Origin of the sequence: Blastococcus saxobsidens (genome assembly GCF_010682065.1) — a bacterium.
GTDB classification, from domain to species: Bacteria; Actinomycetota; Actinomycetes; order Mycobacteriales; family Geodermatophilaceae; genus Blastococcus; species Blastococcus saxobsidens_B.
Genome location: NZ_JAAGWG010000034.1, coordinates 1 through 21,854 on the forward strand (window position 1 = coordinate 1; position 21,854 = coordinate 21,854).

General features: G+C 72.8%; 21 protein-coding genes. 8 read left to right on the forward strand and 13 right to left on the reverse strand.

Going from position 1 to position 21,854, the window contains the following annotated elements; all coding sequences use genetic code 11:
* A partial coding sequence (locus tag GCU60_RS17270) for an enoyl-CoA hydratase/isomerase family protein (protein ID WP_163207521.1) occupies positions 1-577 on the forward strand: 577 nt, incomplete at its 5' end.
* Positions 578-774: 197 nt separating this feature from the next.
* Here the strand turns inward: GCU60_RS17270 and GCU60_RS17275 are convergent.
* The 3 genes from GCU60_RS17275 to GCU60_RS17285 form a co-directional block, all read right to left on the reverse strand.
* Complete coding sequence (locus GCU60_RS17275) at positions 775-1,104, reverse strand: hypothetical protein (protein WP_163207523.1); 330 nt, start codon at positions 1,102-1,104, stop codon at positions 775-777.
* A gap of 8 nt (positions 1,105-1,112) precedes the next feature.
* Positions 1,113-1,343, reverse strand: coding sequence for a hypothetical protein (locus tag GCU60_RS17280; RefSeq protein WP_163207525.1), 231 nt, complete (start codon positions 1,341-1,343; stop codon positions 1,113-1,115).
* Between the two features lie 151 nt (positions 1,344-1,494).
* Positions 1,495-2,676 carry an acyl-CoA dehydrogenase family protein gene (locus GCU60_RS17285; RefSeq protein ID WP_163207527.1) on the reverse strand — a complete coding sequence of 394 codons (1,182 nt, stop codon included), beginning with the start codon at positions 2,674-2,676 and terminating at the stop codon, positions 1,495-1,497.
* A gap of 97 nt (positions 2,677-2,773) precedes the next feature.
* On the opposite strand from GCU60_RS17285, the gene GCU60_RS17290 reads away from it, so the two are divergent.
* Positions 2,774-3,481: a hemerythrin domain-containing protein gene (locus GCU60_RS17290; protein ID WP_163207529.1), complete on the forward strand. Its 708-nt coding sequence runs from the start codon at positions 2,774-2,776 to the stop codon at positions 3,479-3,481.
* 150 nt (positions 3,482-3,631) lie between these two features.
* On the opposite strand, the gene GCU60_RS17295 is transcribed toward GCU60_RS17290, so the two are convergent.
* Positions 3,632-4,672, reverse strand: coding sequence for a YihY/virulence factor BrkB family protein (locus tag GCU60_RS17295; RefSeq protein ID WP_163207531.1), 1,041 nt, complete (start codon positions 4,670-4,672; stop codon positions 3,632-3,634).
* A gap of 106 nt (positions 4,673-4,778) precedes the next feature.
* Positions 4,779-6,257, reverse strand: a complete 1,479-nt coding sequence (locus GCU60_RS17300) for an MFS transporter (protein ID WP_163207533.1) — start codon at positions 6,255-6,257, stop codon at positions 4,779-4,781.
* Positions 6,258-6,460: 203 nt separating this feature from the next.
* Between GCU60_RS17300 and GCU60_RS19945 the strand changes: the two genes are divergently transcribed.
* A complete protein-coding gene (locus GCU60_RS19945; protein WP_204262237.1) occupies positions 6,461-6,619 on the forward strand; it encodes a hypothetical protein in 159 nt (52 codons plus the stop codon).
* A gap of 71 nt (positions 6,620-6,690) precedes the next feature.
* Here GCU60_RS19945 and GCU60_RS17305 read toward each other — a convergent pair whose 3' ends face one another.
* The 3 genes from GCU60_RS17305 to GCU60_RS17315 form a co-directional block, all read right to left on the reverse strand.
* Entirely contained in the window at positions 6,691-8,487 is a 1,797-nt protein-coding gene (locus tag GCU60_RS17305; RefSeq protein WP_163207536.1) for an acyl-CoA dehydrogenase C-terminal domain-containing protein, read from the reverse strand.
* A gap of 199 nt (positions 8,488-8,686) precedes the next feature.
* Positions 8,687-10,447, reverse strand: a complete 1,761-nt coding sequence (locus GCU60_RS17310; RefSeq protein WP_163207538.1) for an MDR family MFS transporter — start codon at positions 10,445-10,447, stop codon at positions 8,687-8,689.
* Positions 10,444-10,950, reverse strand: a complete 507-nt coding sequence (locus GCU60_RS17315) for a MarR family winged helix-turn-helix transcriptional regulator (protein ID WP_345770666.1) — start codon at positions 10,948-10,950, stop codon at positions 10,444-10,446. The genes GCU60_RS17310 and GCU60_RS17315 overlap by 4 nt, the downstream gene beginning before the upstream one ends.
* A 176-nt stretch (positions 10,951-11,126) precedes the next feature.
* Here GCU60_RS17315 and hrpA point away from each other — a divergent pair, with 176 nt between their 5' ends.
* Positions 11,127-15,089 carry an ATP-dependent RNA helicase HrpA gene (gene hrpA / locus GCU60_RS17320; protein ID WP_163207541.1) on the forward strand — a complete coding sequence of 1,321 codons (3,963 nt, stop codon included), beginning with the start codon at positions 11,127-11,129 and terminating at the stop codon, positions 15,087-15,089.
* A 17-nt stretch (positions 15,090-15,106) separates the two neighbouring features.
* Here the strand turns inward: hrpA and GCU60_RS17325 are convergent, their stop codons facing one another.
* Entirely contained in the window at positions 15,107-15,475 is a 369-nt protein-coding gene (locus GCU60_RS17325) for a hypothetical protein (protein ID WP_163207543.1), read from the reverse strand.
* 215 nt (positions 15,476-15,690) lie between these two features.
* Between GCU60_RS17325 and GCU60_RS17330 the strand changes: the two genes are divergently transcribed.
* The 3 genes from GCU60_RS17330 (at position 15,691) to GCU60_RS17335 (ending at position 17,781) form a co-directional block, all read left to right on the forward strand.
* On the forward strand, positions 15,691-16,080 hold the full coding sequence (locus GCU60_RS17330; RefSeq protein ID WP_163207545.1) for an ATP-binding protein: 390 nt from the start codon (positions 15,691-15,693) through the stop codon (positions 16,078-16,080).
* 98 nt (positions 16,081-16,178) lie between these two features.
* Positions 16,179-16,343, forward strand: coding sequence for a hypothetical protein (locus GCU60_RS19950; RefSeq protein WP_204262239.1), 165 nt, complete (start codon positions 16,179-16,181; stop codon positions 16,341-16,343).
* A gap of 88 nt (positions 16,344-16,431) precedes the next feature.
* On the forward strand, positions 16,432-17,781 hold the full coding sequence (locus GCU60_RS17335) for a cytochrome P450 (RefSeq protein WP_163207546.1): 1,350 nt from the start codon (positions 16,432-16,434) through the stop codon (positions 17,779-17,781).
* Between the two features lie 24 nt (positions 17,782-17,805).
* Here the strand turns inward: GCU60_RS17335 and GCU60_RS17340 are convergent, their stop codons facing one another.
* Positions 17,806-19,110 carry a sulfate adenylyltransferase subunit 1 gene (locus GCU60_RS17340; protein ID WP_204262240.1) on the reverse strand — a complete coding sequence of 435 codons (1,305 nt, stop codon included), beginning with the start codon at positions 19,108-19,110 and terminating at the stop codon, positions 17,806-17,808.
* 68 nt (positions 19,111-19,178) lie between these two features.
* Between GCU60_RS17340 and GCU60_RS17345 the strand changes: the two genes are divergently transcribed.
* Positions 19,179-19,400 carry a hypothetical protein gene (locus tag GCU60_RS17345; protein WP_163207548.1) on the forward strand — a complete coding sequence of 74 codons (222 nt, stop codon included), beginning with the start codon at positions 19,179-19,181 and terminating at the stop codon, positions 19,398-19,400.
* On the opposite strand, the gene cysD is transcribed toward GCU60_RS17345, so the two are convergent.
* The 3 genes from cysD to GCU60_RS17360 all read right to left on the reverse strand — a co-directional run bounded on the left by cysD (position 19,391) and on the right by GCU60_RS17360 (position 21,846).
* Complete coding sequence (gene cysD / locus GCU60_RS17350) at positions 19,391-20,299, reverse strand: sulfate adenylyltransferase subunit CysD (protein ID WP_163207551.1); 909 nt, start codon at positions 20,297-20,299, stop codon at positions 19,391-19,393. The genes GCU60_RS17345 and cysD overlap by 10 nt on opposite strands.
* An 84-nt stretch (positions 20,300-20,383) precedes the next feature.
* Positions 20,384-21,133 carry an inositol monophosphatase family protein gene (locus GCU60_RS17355; RefSeq protein ID WP_345770667.1) on the reverse strand — a complete coding sequence of 250 codons (750 nt, stop codon included), beginning with the start codon at positions 21,131-21,133 and terminating at the stop codon, positions 20,384-20,386.
* On the reverse strand, positions 21,124-21,846 hold the full coding sequence (locus tag GCU60_RS17360) for a PaaI family thioesterase (protein WP_345770668.1): 723 nt from the start codon (positions 21,844-21,846) through the stop codon (positions 21,124-21,126). The genes GCU60_RS17355 and GCU60_RS17360 overlap by 10 nt, the downstream gene beginning before the upstream one ends.
* Between the last annotated feature and the right edge of the window lie 8 nt (positions 21,847-21,854).

Genomic DNA, 21,854 nt, shown 5'->3' on the forward strand with positions numbered 1-21,854 from the left:
CGCGCTGGACGAGGTCGAGCGTGCCGACGGGCCACGCGCGCTGGTCACCACCGCGACCGGCAAGTTCTTCTCCAACGGCCTGGACCTGGACTGGCTGTACGCCCACGCCGGTCAGCACGAGGCCTATGTCGTCCGCGTGCACGAACTGCTGGCCCGGGTGCTCTCGCTGCCGCTGATCACCGTGGCCGCGCTCCAGGGGCACACCTTCGCGGCGGGCGCCATGCTGTCGCTGGCCCACGACTTCCGCGTGATGCGGGCCGACCGCGGGTTCTGGTGCCTGCCCGAGGCCGACATCGGCATCCCGTTCACCCGTGGGATGTCCGCGCTGATCCAGGCCCGGCTCACCCCGCAGACCGCGCACGAGGCGATGACGACGGCGCGGCGCTACGGCGGTTCCGACGCGCTGGCCGCCGCCGTCGTGGACCGCGCCGTCGACGAGGACGCCGTGCGGTCGACCGCCGTGGAGCTGGCCGCGTCCCTGGCCGGCAAGGCGGGGGACACCCTCGGCACCATCAAGGCGCGGATGTACGCCCCCGCCCTGGCCGCCCTCCGCGACCGGACGGATCCGCGCAGCTAGTCGGTCGGGCGCTCGGGCTTCCGCGACCATCTCGCCAGCCGACGTCACGCCCGTCCTCACCAGCACCGCCACGACGACCCCCGCCGTGACGCGGGTGTCCGACGACGTGCTCGTCCTTGCGACGCCGCGACCCCCGCTCAGCGTGGTGACGTCGCGGGCGCCCTCGCGGCTGTGGATCGCCTCGGGTCTAGCTTCGATCACTCGGCCTTGCTCGTCGACCAGCTCTCCAGTCGACGGGTCGCGCCCGCCCTCACGAGCACCGCCACCACGACCGCCGCCGTCGCGAACTCGATCCCCACGAGCAGCCCGTGGCCGGCGCTGTCGGTCACCGCACCGGTGGACTCGGCGATCGACCCCGGTGTTGGCCACCCGGATGCATCGGCACCCCAGGAAAGGAGGATCGGGGACAGCGCGAGCACGACCAGGAGCAGCTCCGGCCCGACACGCTTGGCTTTGCGCAGGCCCCAGACGCACGTCGCCCAGACGCCCAGGAGCAGCCCCGTCACCACACCGATCGCGATCAGCACGCCACCACCTACGTCGCCCGGATCAGCGCGATGCAGTCGCCGATCCCCAAGGCATCCTTCATCAGATCGAGCGCGCTCGAACTCAGGCTCGCGATGGCCAGGTACTGGGTCCGTGTCAGGTACTTCATCACTGAATGCGCGGATAGATCTTGGATCGGTGAGTTCGCACCACTTTCCTCCACGTCCCCCTGTGCGCGCGAGGCCGCGCGCCTGCGCAACGTACTGACGGTGTGGCGCACCGTGATGGGAGTCTACCTGCGCCGCTAGAACGTGTCCGTCTCGTTACCCAGCCGAGCGCGCGACCGCCCTCCGGCCGGGGGAGTGGCGGCGGGGCGGCGGCGGCGGGGCGATGGCCGATCGGAGGCCCTCGTTGCCCGCCCCCACTCCGCCTCAGACGATCGCGCTGGCCCCCGTGACGCCGCGACCCACGATCAGCGTGTTCACCTCGCGGGTGCCCTCGTAGCTGTAGATCGCCTCGGCGTCGGCGACGTACCGGCCCACGTGGTTCTCCAGCAGGATGCCGTTGCCGCCCATCAGCTCGCGGGCCCAGCCGACGGTCTCTCGCATCCGCATGGTGCAGAACGCCTTGGCCAGCGAGGCCTGCTCGTCGGTCATGGTGCCCGCGCCCTGCAGCTGCGAGAGCCGGGCGCACATGGCCCCCGACGCGGTGATGTTGCCCAGCATCCGCACCAGCAGGTCCTGCACCAGCTGGAACTCCACGATCGGCTGGCCGAACTGCTCGCGCCCCTTCGCATAGCGCAACGCGTGCTCGTAGGCGCCCCGCGAGCAGCCGACCGCCGACCACGCGACGCCGGCGCGCGTCATCCGCAGCACGTTCGCGGTCTCGCGGAAGCTGTGCGCCTCCTGCAGCCGGTTCTCCTCGGGCACCCGCACGCCCTCGAGGGTGATGTGCGCGTTCTGCACCACGCGCAGGGCGATCTTGTCCTCGATGTTGACCGCGGTGAAGCCCGGCGTCCCCTGCTCCACGACGAAGCCGAGAACCCGCTCGGTCTCCACGTCCCGGGCCCAGATGATGATCAGGTCGGCGAAGGTGGCGTTGCCGATCCACTTCTTCTCGCCGTCGAGCACCCAGGAGTCGCCGTCCCGGCGGCACGTCGTCTGCAGGCCGCGGGCGACGTCGGAACCGTGCTCGGGCTCGGTCAGCCCGAACGCGCCGATCAGCTCCATGCGCGCCATGGCCGGCAGCCAGCGCTCCTTCTGCTCCTCGGAGCCGCACAGGTAGATCGAGCCCATCGCCAGGCCGCCGTGCACGCCCATGAAGGTGGAGATCGACGGGTCGCCCTTGGACAGCTCCATGGAGATCATCCCGTCGAGCAGCGGTGAGCTGCCCCGGCAGCCGTAGCCCTGGATCGAGGTGCCGGCGATGCCCAGCTCGGCCATGGCCGGGATGAGCTGGCTCGGGAACTCCGCCCGGGTCCAGTACTCGTTGATGATCGGCTCGACCTGCTCGTCCATGAACGTGCGCACCCGGTGCAGCAGCGCCCGGTCGTCCTCGCTGAGCAGGGCCTCGAGGTCGTAGAAATCGGACGTGACGGTCGAGTGGTCGATCATCGTTGCCACCTACCCGGGCGCCCCGGCGGCAACCGGGCATGCACGACCGGATGAGCGGGCATCGAGGACGGCAGACCCGAGACCCAGGAGGCGTTCCGTGACCCGATCCATCGCCGACCAGACCGTCGAGGAGCTCGGCGGTCCCGGCAGCGTCCTGGCCCGCCAGCGCAAGGACCACATCCAGCTCGACCGGCTCCTCCACGAGCTCGACGGCAGCACCGGTACCGCGCAGGAGGAGGTGCTGCAGCGCATCGACCGGCTGGTCTTCAGCCACGCCTTCGCCGAGGAGACCGTGCTGTGGCCGGTCATCCGCCGCGTGCTGCCCGACGGCGACGCGCTCACCCTGCAGGTCGAGGAGGAGCACCAGGAGGTCAACGAACTGGTCACCGCGCTGGAGCGGGACGGGCTCGACTCCCCGGAGCGTCCGGCCCGGCTGCGGCGCCTGGTGGAGGTGCTGCGGGAGGACGTGCGGGACGAGGAGGACGTCCTCTTCCCCCGGCTCCAGGAGGCGCTCAGCCCCGACGAGCTGCGCGCGCTGGGCCGCCGCTGGGCGATCGTGGCCCGGCTGTCGCCCACCCGGCCGCACCCCACGGTCTCCCGCCGGCCACCCGGCAACGCGCTGTCGGCCCTTCCGCTGTCCCTGATCGACCGCACCCGCGACGCCGTCGACGCGGGGACCCGGCGGGTGCCGGACCGGTTCGCCCCGGCGGGGCGGGCGCTGAGCCAGGGGCTGGCCGCCGTCGCCGGCGTGATCGAGCGGGTGCCGCTGTCGCGCCGGGGTGACCGGCCGCCGACCAGCCGCTGAGCCGCAGGCCGCGACTTCGGGGAAGTCGTCGTCCGGCGCGCCGAATCGGGGCGCACCTTTCCCGAAGTCGTCGCCACGGGCCGCGCCCCGCACGCGACAGGGCCCCCTCCCGGAAGTCCGGGAGGGGGCCCTGCTGCGTGCGGTCGACGATCAGGTCGTCTGCTTGTCCTTGGGCTCGGCCCGGGCGTCCAGCTGGATCTCCTTGTCCGCCCGCGGCACGCCGTCCTTCAGCTCCTTGGTCCGCTCCATCTCGGCGTCGAGCTCGATGCCGAAGAGCAGCGCGACGTTGATCAGCCAGAACCAGATCAGGAAGATCACGACGCCGGCCAGCGCCCCGTAGGTGGCGTTGTAGCTGCTGAAGTTGGCCACGTAGAAGGCGAAGGCGGCCGAGGCCACGATCGCCACCAGGATCGCCACGCCGGCACCGGGGCTGACCCACTTGAAGCCGCGCAGCTTCACGTTCGGCGTCGAGTAGTACAGAACGGCGATCATCAGGGCGAGGATCACGAGGATCACCGGCCACTTGGCGATGGTCCACACCGTCTGCCCGGTCTCACCGATCCCCACGGCCGAGGCAATGGCGTCCACCACCGGACCGCTGAGCACCAGCAGCGCGACGATGACGGCGGCGAAGAGCACGCCGATCAGGGTCACGAGCAGCTGGAGCGGCTTGAGCTTCCAGATCTTGCGGCCTTCCGGCGTCTCGTAGACGACGTTGGCCGCACGGGTGAAGGCGCCCACGTAGCCCGAGGCCGACCAGATCGCGGCGGCCAGACCGATGACCAGACCGAAGCCGGCGGTGCTCTGGTTCCCCGCGATCTGCTCGATCACCGGGTTGAGGGTGTCGGCGGCGCTCGCGGGGACCACGGTGGTCAGCGCATCGCTGAGCTGCTGCGGGGTGGTGAACAGGCCGACGATCGAGGTCAGCGCGATCAGCGCCGGGAACAGCGCGAGCACGCCGTAGTACGTCAGCGCGGCCGCCCAGTCGGTGAGGTTGTCCTCGCTGAACTCCTTGAGCGTGCGCTTGATCGTGCCGCCGGTGGTCGGCGTCGGGTCCGCGCCGGTGGGCGCGTAGTCCGAGCGGGTCCCACTGACGTTGTCGTCATCGGGGGCGGGGTCGTGCGCGGCGTGGGTACCGCCGGAGCGGGTGTCCGCCGCGTCGCGGCTGGACGAGCCGGTGGCTCGGGCCATGAAGAGGTCCTCCAGGTCAGCAAAAGGCGGTCCGCTCCCCGGTTCCCCGGTAGGGCCCGTTCCATGCCGGACGCGCCGGTAACGGTTCGGCAGCGACCGCTCCCGCTCAGCGCAGGCCGGACACCGGGGACCACTCCGGGCCACCCGCGGTGGCGGCGTCGACGTCGTCCCCGTGCCGCCGCGCGGATCGCCGGTCGCTGCGCATCCCCAGCAGGGCGACCGCCACCACCGCGGCCGACGCGCCGGCACCCATGAGGGCCACCAGCGTGAAGGCGATCGCCCGCGGATAGCCGGTGTCGGGGTCCAGGCTGGCGGCGATGAGGGTGACGGCGAGGGTGCTGCCGAGGGCCTGGCCGACCGCGCGGGCGATGGAGTTGACCGCGTTGGCGACTCCGGTCTCGTCCTCCCGGACCGCCTCGACGACCAGGGCGGGCAGGGCCGCGTAGGCGACGGTCACCGCCATCTGGGTGAGCAGGCCGGCCAGGATCACCAGCCACGGCTCGCCGCGCAGGCCGGCGAGCAGCGCGAACCCGGCCACCCCGGACGCCGCACCGGCCATGAGCGTGGGGAGCGCCCCGAACCGGCCGACCACCCGGCCGGCGAACGGCGCCAGCAGGATGGCTGCGATCCCGCCGGGGAGCAGGTAGACGACCGCGGCCTCGAGGACACCGGCGCCGAAGCCGTAGCCGGTCACCTCCGGTGGCGACTGCACGTACTCCAGCACCGCGAGGAAGGAGGCGAACAGCGCGATGCCGGTCATGAGCCCGGCGATGTTGGGGACGACGGTGCGCCGGTCGGTGAGCATCGCCGGGCGCACCAGAGGGTCGGCCAGCCGTCGTTCCAGCACGACCCAGCCGGCCAGGACGGCCACCGAACCCGCGAGGCAGCCGATCGTGGCGGGGGAGCCCCACCCCCAGAGGTGGCCCTGCGACACGGGCAGGAGCAGGAGGACCAGCCCGAGCCCGAGCACCAGCGCCCCCCACCAGTCGATCCGCCCGGTGGTCGTCACCCGGCGGTGGGGGAGCAGCCAGGCGGCGAGGACCAGGGAGGCCAGCGCGACCCCGAGCCCGACCCAGAAGGCGTTGCGGTAGTCGCCGTCGTCGCCGGTGAGCAGCCCGGTGGTGACCAGCCCGACGACGCCGCCGACGGCCAGGGTGCTGCTCACCACGGCCATGGCGACGCCCAGCCGCGCCGCGGGGAGCTCGCGGCGGAGCACGCTCATCGACAGCGGGAAGAGCCCGTAGGAGGCGCCCTGGAGCACGCGGGCGACCAGCAGCAGCGGCAGCGACTCGGTGACGATCGCCAGCAGGGTGCCGAGGGAGACCGCGACCAGGATGCCGAGGATGACCGGCCGCTCCCCGCGCAGGTCACCCAGGCGGCCGAGCATGGGGGTGAGCACGGCGGCGGCCAGCAGGTTGGCGGTCAGCACCCAGCCGGCAGCCCCGGCCGAGACCCCGAGCTGCTCCTCGATCCGGCCCAGCGCGGGCACGACGAGGCTCTGCAGCAGGGCGACGGTGGTGACGCCGAGGGAGAGCGCGCCGACCAGCACCGCCGGACGGGTGCCTGCGGCTGTGGTGTCGGACACGCGTCGATCAGACCACGCGTCGTCCGGTCCGCGGCCCGGCGCGGATGTGAGGTCGACCGCTGTGGCACTGCTCACACACCGTCAGGTGATGTCTCGAAATCCACGATTGAGACGCGTGCGTTCGGGGGACAGAGCCTCCGACGACGTACCGCCCGCCCTCACCCGGCGGCGGCGCATGGAGAGCACGTGGGGAGATCGATCTGATGATGTTGTGGCCGGCCGTGGCCCTGCTGGGGTTCCTGGTCCTGACGGCCCTGGTCATCGCGATGGGCACGCAGTCCACCGCCCGGTACGAGCAGGAGCAGCGCGCGACCCGCGCCTCCGCGGGGCGGTCGACCGCCCCCGAGGCTGCCCGCGCTTGACGTAACGCACCGAACGCGACGGCGCCCCGTTCCTCCCTCGGGAGGAGCGGGGCGCCGTGCTGTGCGGGGTCTCAGAGCACCGTGGCCGGGGTGTCCAGGACCGTGCGGTCGAGGGACTCCAGCAGGTCGAACCAGCCGCGCGTGCGCGGCAGCTCCCAGCGCCAGAAGTAGCGGGCGGCCGCGCGCTTGCCCTCGTGGAAGTCGCTCGTCGCGCCCTCGCAGGCCAGCGCCTGCTCCAGCCACAGCCACCCGACGACGACGTGCCCGGCCGCCTCCAGGTAGACGTGCGAGTTGGCCAGGGCCAGGTCCGGGTCGCCGGTGCCCCACAGCGTGGCGGTGACGGCGCCCATCCGGGCGACCGCGGCGTCGAGGTCCGCGGCGAAGCCGGCCCACTCCGTGCCCGCCGCCCGCGCTGTCGTCGCGGCGATCGTCTCCCCGAGCAGGGCCAGCCCCGCTCCGCCCTTCATCACGACCTTGCGGCCGAGCAGGTCCAGGGACTGGATGCCCTGCGTGCCCTCGTGGATCGGGTTGAGCCGGTTGTCGCGGTAGAACTGCTCGACCGGGTAGTCCCGGGTGTAGCCGTACCCGCCGTGCACCTGGATGGCCAGGTCGTTGGCCACCAGTCCCCACTGGGACGGCCAGGCCTTGGCCACCGGCGTCAGCATGTCCAGCAGCAGGTGGGCGCGCTCGCGGTCCTCCTGGCTCTCCGCGGTCTGCTCCTCGTCGACGAGGCGCGCGCAGTACAGCCCCAGGGCCATGCCGCCCTCGGCGTAGGACTTCGCGGCCAGCAGCATCCGGCGGACGTCGGTGTGCTCGATGATCGGCACCATCGGCGAGGACGGGTCCTTGCCGGCCGCCGGGCGCCCCTGCGTGCGGGTGCGGGCGTACTCCAGCGCGTGCAGGTAGCCGGTGTAGGCCAGCACCGTCGCGCCCACGCCGACGCCGATCCGGGCCTCGTTCATCATGTGGAACATGTAGGTGAGGCCGCGGTGCGCCTCGCCGACGAGGTAGCCGACGGCGCCTGCCTGCCCGCCCGGGGTGTGCACGCCCTCGCCGAAGTTCAGCAGGGTGTTCGTCGTGCCCCGGTAGCCCATCTTGTGGTTGAGCCCGGCCAGGACGACGTCGTTGCGCTCGCCCAGGGAGCCGTCGGGGTTCACCAGGAACTTGGGCACGATGAACAGCGAGATGCCCTTCACCCCGGGCGGACCGCCGGGGATCTTGGCCAGCACCAGGTGCACGATGTTCTCGGTCAGCTCGTGGTCGCCGCCGGAGATCCACATCTTGTTGCCCGACAGCCGGTACGTGCCGTCGTCCTGCGGCACGGCCTTGGTGGTGATGTCGGCCAGCGAGGACCCGGCCTGCGGCTCCGACAGCGCCATGGTGCCGAACCAGCGGCCCTCGAGCTCGGGCCGCACGTAGGTGTCGATCTGCTCCTGGCTGCCGTGGGCGAGCAGCAGGCGGGCGTTGCCCATCGTGAGGAACGGGTAGGCCGAGGTGCCGACGTTGGCCGCCTTGAACCAGGCGAAGACGGCCTGCCCGACGGTGTGCGGCAGCTGCATGCCGCCGTACTCCTCGTCGAAGGACCCGGCCATCAACCCGGCGTCGGTGAAGACCTTCAGCGCCTTGGCCACCTCGGGGATCAGGACCGCCTTGCCGTCGACCATGTGCGGCTCGTTCTCGTCGGCCGTGCGGTTGTGCGGCGCGAAGTGGTCGGTGGCGATCTGCTGCGCCAGGTCCATCACCGCGTCGAAGGTCTCCCGCGAGTGCTCGGAGAAGCGCGGCCGCTTGGTCAGCGACTCGACGTCGAGCCACTCGTGCAGCAGGAAGTCCAGGTCACGGCGGGACAGGATCAGCGACGACGACGGCACGGGATCTCCAGGCGCATGTGCTCGGGGTGCGGTGCGAACCACCTCACAGTAGGCGGGCCCGCCGCGGGCGACGTCGGCGTCCTCGTCGTCGTGCCCACCCGGCGACGTCCTCCCTCACCGTTCCGGGTCCTCCCTCGCGGTGGACCACGAGGGAGGACCCGGAACGATCAGGAGACCTGATCGTCAGGGCGGAGGTGGGTCAGTGCGGCGTCCCGCCCGGGCGGCCCACCGGCGGGGCGGTGGACGTGGGCGCGGCGGCGCCGGCGGCCTGGACCGCCTGCTCGCCGGCGTCGTCCTGGTCGGTGGTCGCCAGCCCCGCGGCGTCGCCCTGCCGCGCCTGGATCCCGGACTTGGTGCTCAGCGCCAGCTGCGGCAGGAAGAGGAACACGAAGAAGCCGACCGCCACGACGCAGGCGGCGATGAGGAACACCAGGTCGATCGAGTTCGAGAACCCGACCTTGAACGGCTCGGCCAGCGCGGCCGGCAGCTCCTGGATGAAGGACGTGTCGTCGAGGGCGGCACCGCCGTCGGCGCCCAGCTGCTGGAACTGCGGCGCCAGCTCCGGGTTGGCCCGCACCGACTCCTGCACGGCGGCGTCGATGTCCTGCGGCAGCCGGGTGAACAGGATGGACAGGAACGCCGCCGTCCCGATGGTGCCGCCCATCTGGCGGAAGAAGGTCACCGAGGAGGTGGCCACGCCCATCTCCCGCGGGGAGACGGCGTTCTGCACGGCGAGGATCACCGGCTGGAAGTTGAAGCCGAGCCCGAGGCCCAGCATCACCATGAACGGGACGATCGCCCAGATCGAGGTGTCGGCGCCGACGACGAACGACATCGACAGCAGGGCCACCACCATCAGCGCGATGCCGACGAGCGGGAAGACCTTGTACTTGCCGGTCCTGGAGATCGCGATGCCCGAGCTCAGCGCGCCGGTCATGATGCCGGCGACCAGCGGGATCATCTGCAGCCCGGCGACCGTGGCGCTGGAGCCGTGCACGATCTGCAGGTACTGCGGCAGCAGCAGCAGGCCGCCGAACATGCCGGCGCCCATGACGATCGAGCCGATGCCGCTGACGGCGAAGCTGCGGTTGCGGAACAGGCGCAGCGGCAGCAGGGCGTCGTCGCGGTAGGACCGCTCGGCCAGCACGAACAGCACGAAGCCCACGGCGCCGATCGCGTAGCAGGTGATCGAGCGGGGATCGGTCCAGCCCCAGATCCGGCCCTGCTCGGCGACGACGAGCAGCGGTACGAGGAAGGTGATCAGGGTCAGCGCGCCGGGCCAGTCGATGCGGTGCTCGCGGCGCTCGTGGGGAAGGTGCAGCACCCGCCACACGGCGGCGAAGGCGAGCACGCCCAGGGGCACGTTGATCCAGAAGATCCAGCGCCAGCCGTCGAGGCCGAGGATCGAGTCCTGGCCGGCGAAGAACCCACCGATGACCGGCCCCAGCACGCTGGAGGTGCCGAAGACGGCCATGAAGTAGCCCTGGTACCGCGAGCGCTCCCGGGGCGGCACGATGTCGCCGATGATCGCCAGCGCCAGCGACATCAGGCCGCCGGCGCCGATGCCCTGCACCGCCCGGAAGGCCGCCAGCTGGTACATCGAGTCGGCGATGCCGCACAGCGCGGAGCCGACGATGAAGATGGCGATGGCGAACAGGTAGAACGGCCGCCGTCCGTAGATGTCGGAGAGCTTCCCGTACAGCGGCGTGGAGATCGTCGAGGTGATCAGGAAGGCCGTGGTCGCCCAGGCCTGGAGGTCGTAGCCCTGCAGGTCGTCGGCGATCGTCCTGATCGCGGTGGAGACCACCGTCTGGTCCAGCGCGGCCAGGAACATCGCCACCATCAGACCGACCAGGATCGTCACGATCTGGCGGTGGCTGAAGACGCCGTCGCTGCCGGGTGCGGCGGCGGCTTCGCGGGCGCCCCGGCGCTCGGCGGAGGTCGTGCGGGAGAAGCTCATGGGGAAACCGTCCGGTCGGGAGGCGTGGACATGGGGTCGGAGGGGAGGGAGGCCGCGACGCCGTCGAGCAGCCGGTCGAAGAGTGCGGTGAAGGTCCGCAGATCGTCCTCGGTCCAGTCGGCGGTCACCTGGCGGAGGTAGGCCTCGCGCTCGACGCGGAGCCGGTCGAGCTGTGCGCGCCCCGCGTCGGTCGCGACGAGCTTGCTGGCCCGTCCGTCCGACTCGTCGGCGGCGCGGCGGACCAGGCCCTGCTCCACGAGCAGGGCCACGTGCCGGCTGACCGTGGAGGGATCGGCGTGCACCAGATCGGCCAGCGTTCCCTGACGGAGCGGACCGAGGCGGCACAGCGGGAACAGCAGCACGTGGGCCGCGCGATCCCGCCCGCCCTCGGCGGTGTGCTGGCTCTTCAGGCCGTGCATGAGCCGCATGAAGCGGGGCAGCTGTTCGCCGAGGATGCCGACGGCGGAGCCCCGGTGGTCGCCGGTGGCAGGACTGTCCGTCACAGGGCTCCTCGGATGGTGGCGGCGGCGGGAATAGCTGCATGCACGCTACACCTTGTTGTAAGGCGCATGCATCTGCTTTCGCTGTGCCGTCCGGCACCACGAGGAGACGGTGCGATGCTTGGCAGGGGTCACCCGTCGCCGGTGACGTCAGACCGGAGAGGAGTGCGAGAACCGCCGTGACCGCCGTGCACGAGGACCTGGGCTCGCGGCTGCCGCAGCTCACCCTCGCCGACGAGCAGCGGCTGCGCCGCCGGCTCGACGGGCTGCGCCGGGTCCGCGACCCGCAGGCGCGCGCCCGTCAGCGCGAGCGGATCGAGGCCGACGTCGCCGCCGCGGAACAGCGGATCGCCCGTCGGCGCGCGGCCGTCCCGGCGATCTCCTTCCCGGAGGAGCTGCCGGTCAGCGGACGCCGGGACGACATCGCCGCGGCCCTGCGCGACGCCCAGGTGGTGGTCGTCGCCGGCGAGACCGGATCGGGCAAGACGACGCAGCTCCCCAAGATCGCCCTGGAGCTCGGACGGGGCATCCGCGGCCGGATCGGGCACACGCAGCCCCGGCGGATCGCCGCCCGCAGCGTGGCCGAGCGGATCGCCGAGGAGCTGGCGACGCCGCTGGGCGAGGCGGTCGGCTACAAGATGCGCTTCAACGACCAGGTCTCGGACTCCACGCTGGTCAAGCTCATGACCGACGGCGTCCTGCTGGCCGAGATCGCGCACGACCGGCTGCTGCGCCAGTACGACACGATCATCCTCGACGAGGCCCACGAGCGGAGCCTCAACATCGACTTCCTGCTGGGCTACCTCGCGCAGATCCTGCCGCGGCGCCCGGACCTGAAGCTGGTCATCACCTCGGCCACGATCGACGTCGAGCGGGTGGCCGCCCACTTCAGTGGGGCGCCGGTGATCGAGGTCAGCGGGCGGACCTATCCGGTCGAGGTGCGCTACCGCCCCGTCGTCGACCCGGACGATCCTGAGGCCGACGAGGACCGGGATCAGGTCACCGCCGTCCTCGACGCCGTCGACGAGCTGACCGCCGAGGGCCCGGGCGACATCCTGGTGTTCCTCGCCGGGGAGCGGGAGATCCGCGACACCCAGGACGCGCTCGGCGAGCGGGCGCTGCCGAACACCGAGATCGTCCCGCTCTACTCGCGGCTGTCGGCCGCCGACCAGCACAAGGTCTTCGCCCCGCACACCGGACGGCGCATCGTGCTGGCCACCAACGTCGCCGAGACCTCGCTGACCGTGCCGGGTATCCGCTACGTCATCGACCCGGGCACCGCGCGCATCTCCCGGTACAGCCATCGGACCAAGGTGCAGCGCCTCCCGATCGAGCCGGTCAGCCAGGCCTCGGCCCGGCAGCGGTCGGGCCGGTGCGGCCGGCTGGGCCCCGGCATCGCCATCCGGCTCTACAGCGAGGACGACTTCGACGGCCGCCCGGAGTTCACCGACCCCGAGATCCTGCGCACCAACCTCGCCTCGGTGCTGCTGCAGATGGCGGCGCTGGACCTGGGCGACGTCGAGGAGTTCCCGTTCGTCGACCCGCCGGACCGCCGCGCGGTCGCCGACGGCCTGGCGCTGCTGGAGGAGCTGAACGCCCTCGACGGTAGCGACTCCCCCGCCCACCCGAAGCTCACCGCCACCGGGCGGTCGCTCGCCGCGCTTCCGCTGGACCCGCGCATGGCCCGCATGGTGGTGGAGGCGAACGAGCGCGGCGTCCTCGACGAGGTGCTGGTGATCGCCGCCGGGCTGACCATCCAGGACCCGCGCGAGCGGCCGACCGAGCACCAGCAGGCCGCCGACGAGCTGCACCGCCGGTTCGCCGACGAGAACTCCGACTTCCTCGCGCTGCTCAACCTGTGGCGCCACCTCCAGGAGCAGCAGGAGGTGCTGAGCGGCAACCAGTTCCGCCGCACCGTGAAGCGGGAGTTCCTGCACTACCTCCGCATCCGCGAGTGGCAGGACCTGCACGGGCAGCTCCGCGGCACCGCCCGGCGCCTGGGCATGACCCTGGGGGAGCCGGCGGCCGAGCCCGACGAGAAGGGCATCTCCGCCGCGCTGCTGGCCGGCCTGCTCTCGCACGTGGGCATGCAGGTGGAGCTCCCCAAGGGCCAAAGTGGCCACAATGGCCCTCCGAAGCGGGGGAGCCGGGAGTACCTCGGCACCCGCAACACCCGGTTCGTGCTGGCGCCGGGCACGCCGCTGGCGAAGAAGCCGCCGCGCTGGGTGGTCGCCGCCGAGCTGGTCGAGACCAGCCGGCTGTTCGCCCGCACGGTGGCGCGCATCGACCCGGAGACGGTGGAGAAGCTCGCCGACCACCTGGTGAAGCGGCAGTACTCCGAGCCGCGGTGGGACGCCCGGCGCGGCTCCGTCGTCGCCACCGAACGGGTCACCCTCTACGGCCTGCCGCTGATCGTCGGCCGGCGGGTCCAGTACGGGTCCATCGACCCGGAGATCTCCCGCGAGCTGTTCATCCGGCACGCCCTCGTGCAGGGCGAGTGGACGACGCACCACGCGTTCTGGGACGCGAACCGGCGGGCGATCGACCGGGTCGCGGAGCTGGAGGAGCGCGCCCGGCGGCGCGACATCGGCGTCGACGACGAGACGCTGTTCGAGCTCTACGACGCCCGCGTCCCGGCCGACGTCGTCTCCACCCGGCACTTCGACAAGTGGTGGAAGCGCGCCCGGCACGAGCAGCCGGACCTGCTCAGCTTCACCCCGGAGATGCTCACGAACGCGGTGGCGGCCGCCCAGGTCCGGGTCGAGGACTTCCCCGACGAGGTCGCGCTCACGCAGGGCCTGACGCTGCCGCTGTCCTACGCCTTCGCCCCCGGGACGGCCGAGGACGGCGTCACCGTCGACGTCCCGCTCGGGGTGCTGGACACCGTGGCGGACCGGACGTCGGGGGAGTCGCTGGCCTTCACCGTCCCCGGGCTGCGCGAGGAGCTGGTGACGGCGTTGCTGCGCACCCTGCCCAAGCAGCTGCGCCGCGCCCTGGTGCCCATCCCGGACCGGGTTCGCGAGGTGCTGCCCCGGATCGACCCGGGCGAGCCGCTGCTGCCCGCACTGGAGCGCGAGCTGCGGCGGGCCGTGGCCGTCACGGTCCCGCCCGACGCGTGGCAGCCCGCCCAGGTGCCCGGCCACCTGCGCGCCACGTTCCGCGTCCTCGACGACCAGCAGCGAACGCTGGCCACCGGCAAGGACCTCGCCGCGCTGCAGGCCCAGGTCGCCCCGCAGGCGCGGGTGAGCCTCGCCCGCGCCGCGTCGGACCTCGAGCGCACCGGTCTGACGTCCTGGGAGTTCGGCACCCTGCCGCCGTCGGTCGAGGTGCGGCGCGGGGCGCACGTCGTCACCGCCTTCCCCGCGCTGGTCGACGAGGGGGAGACGGTCGGCGTCCGCGTCGTGCCCACGGAGGCCGAGGCCCGCCGGTTGTCCTGGCTCGGCGCCCGGCGGCTGCTCGTGCTGGTCGCCGGCTCACCGGTCAGGCCGGTGGTGAAGTCCCTCGGGCCGCGGGCCCGGCTGGCGCTGCAGTTCAACCCCGACGGCGAGATCCCCGACCTGGTGGCCGACTGCGTCGACGCCGCGGCCGACGAGCTGATCGCCTCCGCCGGCGGCCCTCCGCGGGACGGCGAGGCGTTCGCCGCGCTGGTCGCCGGTGCCCGGACCGACCTGCACCGCCTGACCGTCGACACCGTCCAGCGGGTCGAGTCGGTGCTCACCCAGGCCCGCGAGACCGCCGTGGCCATCGGTGCCGCCCCCGGCCGCCGGGTGCCGGACGCCGCGGTGGCCGACCTGCGCAGGCAGATGACCGGTCTGCTGCACCGCGGCTTCGTGGCGACGACCGGCCGCCGCCGGCTGCCGGACCTGGTGCGCTACCTCAAGGGGATGGCGCACCGGCTGGAGAAGCTGCCGGCCAACGCGGTGCGCGACGAGCTCTGGATGCAGCAGGTGGCCGCCGTGACCGCCGACTACGAGCAGCTCCGACGGCAGGTGCCGTCGACTGGCGGGCCGGATGACCCGGTGGTCCGGGTGCGCTGGATGCTCGAGGAGCTCCGGGTGTCCCTGTTCGCCCAGGCCGTGGGCACCCCGCGCCCGGTGTCCGAGCAGCGGATCGTCAAGGCGATCGACGCGTTGCTGGCCTGACGCCAGGACCTGCGGGCTCAGCCGTCGGCTGCGGTGTCGTACTCGCGCAGGAGTGCCGAGATCCGCTGGCGGGTGACGCCGAACAGCGCGGCGATGCGGTTGATGCTGACGTCCTCGCGCTGCAGCGCAGCCGCCTCCTCGCGGCGCCACGCGTGGCCGGCGGTCGCCAGCGCGGAGAGCACGGTGGAGATGCTCTCCACCACCAGTGGCCGGGACTCGGTGGTCACCAGCTCCAGCCATGGCCGCCCGGCGGCGCGCTCCTCGAGCAGCGTGACCGCCCGGGTCCGGGCGCGCTGCAGCTCCTCCACAGAGCGGTCGATGCGGTCGACGAGCGCGGCCAGCGCGCGGGTCGCGGCGTCGTCGCCGGCGGACGGGGGCGCGCTCATGCTGCTCCTCGGGGACGGGGCCGTGGGCGTGTCGACAGTAGCGCAACCCCAGTTGCATGCAACAGTCCTTACATGCAATAGGGGTTGCGCTCGAGCCCTCGATCTGCTTGGTTGTGCACAACGCAGTTACAGGACCCGTCCGCGCCTGCCGATAAGGAGAGAGACCGGGCACCCAGGCCGCTCCCCCAGCCCTCCGGCAGAAACGGAACACCAGCATGTCCACGCTCACCGCCAGCATCGACCTGCCGCCGAACCCTGCAAGCGTGCCGGTGGCCCGCCGGCTCGTGCGTCAGCTGCTGCAGGGATGGGACGCCCGCCAGGACCACGACGACGCCGCTCTGCTCGTGACGGAACTGGTGGCCAACGTGGTCGACCACGTGGGCGGTACGAGCTGCCTCACGCTCGAGGCCACCTACTCCGAGGACTGGCTGCGGCTGGCGGTCGTGGACTGCTCGCCGGCCCGGCCCGCCGTGCAGGCAGCCGACCCCGAGAGCGTGCGCGGGCGTGGCCTGCGCATGGTGGAGGTCCTCTCCGACCGATGGGGATGCGAGGACCACCGGGACGGGAAGCGGGTCTGGTTCGAGCTGCGCCCCGCCCGCCTCTGAAGCCTGCGGTCTGACGTCGTGTGATGCACCACTGGTTTGCCGCGGCCCCTCAGCGGGGAGGGTTCAGGGCAGTAGCGAGCCAGAGAAGGGACTGCGCGATGAGCGAGCCGAACACGCACGCGGCCGGCGAGGGCGTCTCCGACGAGGAGATGATCGAGACCGTGGCAGGCCAGACCGACAGCGCGTCGGAGAACGCCGACGTCGCCGGCAAGGACTGGGACGGCGACCCGGGTTCCGCCCCCGCGCCGACCGACGAGACCTGATCGGCCAGTAGTTCGCCCGCACCGCCCTCGTCCCGCACCGGGACGGGGGCGGTGCTGCGTCCGGGGGGCGCGCTGACAGACTCCGGTGATGAGCGCCACAGCGGAGACGAGGGCCGGATCGACCGGAACCCGGCCCACCCCGTGGGTCAGGCCGGCCAGGACCGCGGTCCGCTGGGCCGTCCGGCACGGCCTGCCGGCCGTCTACCTGTCCCGCAGCGCCCGCCGGGGTGACCTCGTGGGGCGGTTGCTGCGCGACCGGGCGCTGCGCGAGCAGCCCTACGACGTCTACGAGCAGCTCCGCGCCCGTGGCCCGCTCAGCCCCAGCAGCCTGGGCCTGGTGACGACGTCGCACGCGGTGGCGCAGGAGATCCTGCGCTCGGACCGGTTCGGCGTGGGCTGGGACCGCTCCGGCGCCCCCAAGGCGATCCGCTGGGCGCTGGAGTTCGGGGACGACCCGGCGAGCTCCGGGGTGGCCGAGCCGCCGTCCATGCTCGTGGTGGACCCGCCCGACCACACCCGCTTCCGCCGCCTGGTGAGCCGGGCGTTCACCCCGCGGGCGACGGCGGCCTTCGAGCCGGCCATCCAGCGGACGGCCGACCGGCTGCTCGATTCGCTGGAGCGCCGCGAGGGCACCGTGGACCTGGTCGAGGCCTACGCCGCGCAGCTGCCGGTGCTGGTCATCGCCGACCTGCTCGGGGTGCCGACCGACCGCCGGGAGGACTTCCTGCGCTGGGGCGCGGCGGCTGCCGCCACGCTCGACCCCGGGCTGCCGCTGCGCCGCTACCTGGCCGCCGACCGCGCGCTGCGGGCCATGCACCGCTTCCTCGACGAGCACTTCGCCCGCCTGCGCCGGGATCCGGGGGAGGATCTGGTGAGCCGGCTGGTGAGCCTCCCGGCGGAGGAGGCGCTGACCGACCGCGAGCTGCACGCCACCGTGCTGCTGCTCCTCGGCGCCGGGTTCGAGACGACGGTGAACCTGCTGGGCAACGCCGTCGTACTGCTCGACGCGCACCGCGACCAGTGGGAGGCGCTGCGGGCGGACCCGGGCGGCTGGGACACCGCGGTGGAGGAGGTGCTCCGGCTGGACAGCCCCGTGCAGCTCACCGGCCGCACCGCCCGCGAGGAGGTGCAGCTCGGCGGGCGGACCGTGCGCGCCGGGACCCGCGTCACCCTGCTGCTCGGTGCCGCCAACCGCGATCCCGAGGTCTTCCCCGACCCGGCCCGGTTCGACGTGACCCGGGTCAACGCCCGGGAGCACCTGGCCTTCTCCGGAGGCATCCACTACTGCGTGGGCGCCGGCCTGGCGCGGCTGGAGGGCGCGGTCGGGCTCCGTGCGCTCAGCGAGCGCTTCCCCGCGCTGCGGGTGGCCGGTGCCCCGGAGCGCCGCGACCTGCAGACGCTCCGCGGCTTCGAACGCCTCCCCGTGACCCTCCGCTGAGGGCCAAAGTGGCGATAATGGCCCCTAGGAGCCGGGGACCAGCATCCCGGCGCCGACGGTCGCGTTGGTCGCCTCGTCGATCACGATGAACCGGCCGGTCACCCGGTTGCGGGCGTACTCGTCGACGAACAACGGCTGGGTGGTGCGCAGCTTCACCCGGCCGATGTCGTTGAGCCCCAGCTCGCCGGCCTCCAGGTCGCGGTGCAGCGTGTTCACGTCGAGCCGGTAGTGCAGCTCCTTGACCACGGCGCGCACCGTGCGGGTGGTGTGCTTGATCGCCAGCCGCTGCCGCGGGCGCAGCGGCTCGTCGGTCATCCAGCAGACCAGCGCGTCCAGGTCCTGCGTCACGTGCGGTGCGTTGGCCGGGCGGCAGATCAGGTCGCCACGGGAGACGTCGAGGTCGTCGGCCAGCCGCACGGTCACCGACATCGGCGCGAACGCCTCCTCGACCGGCCCGCGCGGGCCGTCGATGCCGGCCACCGTGGTGGTCAGACCGCTGGGCAGCACCTGGATCTCGTCGCCGGGGCGCAGGACGCCGCTGGCCATCGTGCCCGCGTAGCCGCGGTAGTCGTGGTGGGCGTCGGACTGCGGCCGGATCACGTACTGCACCGGGAACCGGGCGTCGATCAGGTTCCGGTCGCTGGCCACGTGCACGTTCTCGAGGTGGTGCAGCAGGGAGGGCCCCTCGTACCAGGGGGTGTGCTCGGACCGGCGGACGACGTTGTCGCCGTGCAGCGCCGAGATCGGCACGACCGTGAGGTCGGGGATGTCGAGCTTGGCGGCGAAGGCGCTGAACTCGTCGCGGATCGCCTCGAAGGTGGCCTCCGACCAGTCGACGAGGTCCATCTTGTTGACCGCGACGACGATGTGCGGCACCCGCAGCAGCGAGGCGAGGAAGGCGTGCCGGCGGCTCTGCTCGAGCATGCCCTTGCGAGCGTCGACCAGCACGATCGCCAGGTCGGCGGTGGAGGCGCCGGTGACCATGTTCCGCGTGTACTGCACGTGGCCGGGGGTGTCGGCGAGGATGAACGTGCGCCGCGGCGTCGCGAAGTACCGGTAGGCGACGTCGATGGTGATGCCCTGCTCGCGCTCGGCGCGCAGGCCGTCGGTGAGCAGCGCCAGGTCGACGAAGTCGCCCTTGCTGGCGCGCTCCACGGCCTCGTACTGGTCCTCGAAGACGGCCTTGCTGTCGTAGAGGAGCCGGCCGATGAGGGTGCTCTTGCCGTCGTCGACCGAGCCGGCGGTGGCGATCCGCAGGATGTCCTTGCGGGCGACGGCGATGTCGTGGGCCTGCGCGGCGGCGGCGGAGTGCACGTCGACGGGATTCATCGGGGGTTCTCCTGGCGAAGGACGGCGGCGACGCGGACGCTGGACCTGAGGCCCCGGGGAGGCAGTGCGTGTTCGTGTTCGCGGTGGCGGCGCCCGCGCTGCTGGTCGTCGTCCTGGGTTACGTCGTCGGCTACGCGGTGACCGAGTGGGTCTGCGGCGTGCTGGGCGCGGGGGCGACGCGGGCGCCGGAGGCGGTCGGCTGGACGACCGGGCTGGTGCTGCTCGGCGTCGTGACCTGGCTGCTGCTGGCCCGCTGGCGCCGTCGTCGGGAGGGCGGGCATCAGAAGTAGCCCTCCTTCTTCCGGTCCTCCATGGCGGCGTCGCTGACCTTGTCGTCGCCGCGGGTGGCCCCGCGCTCGGTCATCCGGGTCACCGCGATCTCGGCGATGACCTCCTCGACGTCGGTCGCCTCCGACGGCACCGCGGCGGTGAGGTTGGCGTCGCCGACGGTGCGGTAGCGCACCCACTCGCGGCGGACCTGCTCGCCGTCGCGCGGGGTGATGAACTGGTTGACCGCGTACAGCATCCCCTGGCGCTCGACCACCTCGCGCTCCTGCGCGAGGTACAGCGGCGGGATGGCGATCTGCTCGCGGGCGATGTACTGCCAGATGTCGAGCTCGGTCCAGTTGGACAGCGGGAAGACGCGGATCGACTCCCCCAGGTGGATGCGGCCGTTGTAGAGGTCCCAGATCTCGGGGCGCTGGTTCTTCGGGTCCCACTGGCCGAACTCGTCGCGGAAGGAGAACACCCGCTCCTTGGCCCGTGCCTTGTCCTCGTCGCGCCGGGCGCCGCCGAACAGCGCGGTGAAGCCGTGCTCCTCCACCGCGTCCAGCAGCACCGGGGTCTGGATCCGGTTGCGGGAGCCGTTGGGCTCCTCCTTGACCGTGCCGCGCGCGATCGCGTCCGGCACCGAGGCCACGACGAGCTGGACACCGAGCTCGGCCACCCGCTTGTCGCGGAACTCCAGCACCTCGGGGAAGTTCAGGCCGGTGTCCACGTGCATCACCGGGAACGGGATCCGGGCCGGGGCGAAGGCCTTGCGGGCGAGCTCCAGCATCACGATGGAGTCCTTGCCGCCGGAGAAGAGCAGCACCGGCCGCTCGAGCTCCGCGACCACCTCGCGGATGACGTGGATGGACTCGGCCTCCAGCGTCTCCAGCTGGCTGAGCCGGTAGTCGGGGGTCGTCACGCGGGCATGCTCCAAGACTCGGGGGATCGGGCGGCCGCTTCCGCCAACCCGATCGACCTGGTGCGGATTCCCCTCCAGTGTCCGCTATCGCCCGGCGCGGGCCGCAGCCAGCACCCGGTCGGCCAGCTCCGGGCGGGCGACCACGAGGTCGGGCAGCGAGGGGTCGGCGGCGTTGTAGACCAGCGGCGAGCCGTCCAGCCGGCAGGTCACCAGGCCGGCCGCCCGGGCGATCGCGACCGGTGCGGCGGAGTCCCACTGGTACATGCCGCCGGAGTGGACGTAGGCGTCGACCTCGCCGCGGACGACGGCCAGCGTCTTGTAGCCGGCCGACCCCAGTGGCACCAGCTCGCCGTCCAGCGCGTCGGCCACCGCCTGCGCCTCCGCGGGCGGCCGGGTGCGGCTGACGGCGATCCGGACCGGTCCGTCCGGGCGGGCGGGCGGCGCCGGCGCAGGGTCGGTGACGTGCACCTCGCCGAGCGCCGGCAGCGCCACCGCGGCCGCCACCAGGTCACCGGCGGACCAGAGGGCCACGTGCACCGCCCAGTCCCCGCGCGCCGGGTCGGAGTACTCGCGGGTGCCGTCGAGCGGATCGACGATCCACACGCGTCCGGCGGTCAGCCGCCCGGAGTCGTCGGCGGCCTCCTCGCTGAAGACGACGTCCTCGGGCCGCTCGGCGGCGAGCACGCCGGCGATGGCCCGCTGACCGGCCGCGTCCCCGGCGTCGCCCAGCTCCCGGCCGGTCCGGCCGGTCGACCGGAGCGGGAGCAGTGCCGCGGACGCCGCCCGTGCCGCGCGGACGGCGACGGCGACGTCCCCGTCGCGGCTCAGCTCCACTGCACCGACGTGGCGTCGCCCGGCCGGCGCGGCGGGGTGTGCTTGCCGGCGGCGTCGGTGATCGCCCCGAAGTAGGCCTGCACCTTCTCCGGCCGCGGCATGACGAAGATGCCCCGTGCCTCCACCAGCGGCCGGTCCGGCTCGGCGGCGAGCGCGATGGTCCCGGCGATGACGGACTTGCGGCCCTCGTTGCTGTCCACCCACGCCCGCAGCACCAGCGGCGTCTCCAGCGGCAGCGGCCCGCGGTAGTCCAGCTCCAGGTGGGCGGTCATGCCCCACAGGCCCGCGGCGCCCGCCGCACTGCCCAGCAGCTGGTCCATGAACAGCGCGCTCATGCCGCCGTGCACGTAGCTGGGCGGGCCCTCGTAGGCGACCCCGAGCGTGACCTCGGCGGTGACGCCGTCGCCGTCCCGGCGCACCAGCAGCGGCGGGGCGATGGCGTTGCCGATCCCCACCACGGGGTTGAACACCCGGCGGCCCACGGAGGGGTCGTCCAGCGCCGGCAGGACGGCGGCCGAACGCCGGGAGACCGCGAGGCGGGCCGTCGCCTGCCGGACGAGCTCCGCCGCCGCGGCCACCTCGCCGGCCGGGGTCGTGGTGGTCACCGAGACCTCGATCAGCTCGCGCAGCGCGGCACCCAGGTCGGTGGACGCCGTCATCAGCTCGGCGTCGTAGGGGGCACCGGTGTCCTGGGGCTCGTCGGTCGTCGTCACCGCCAGAT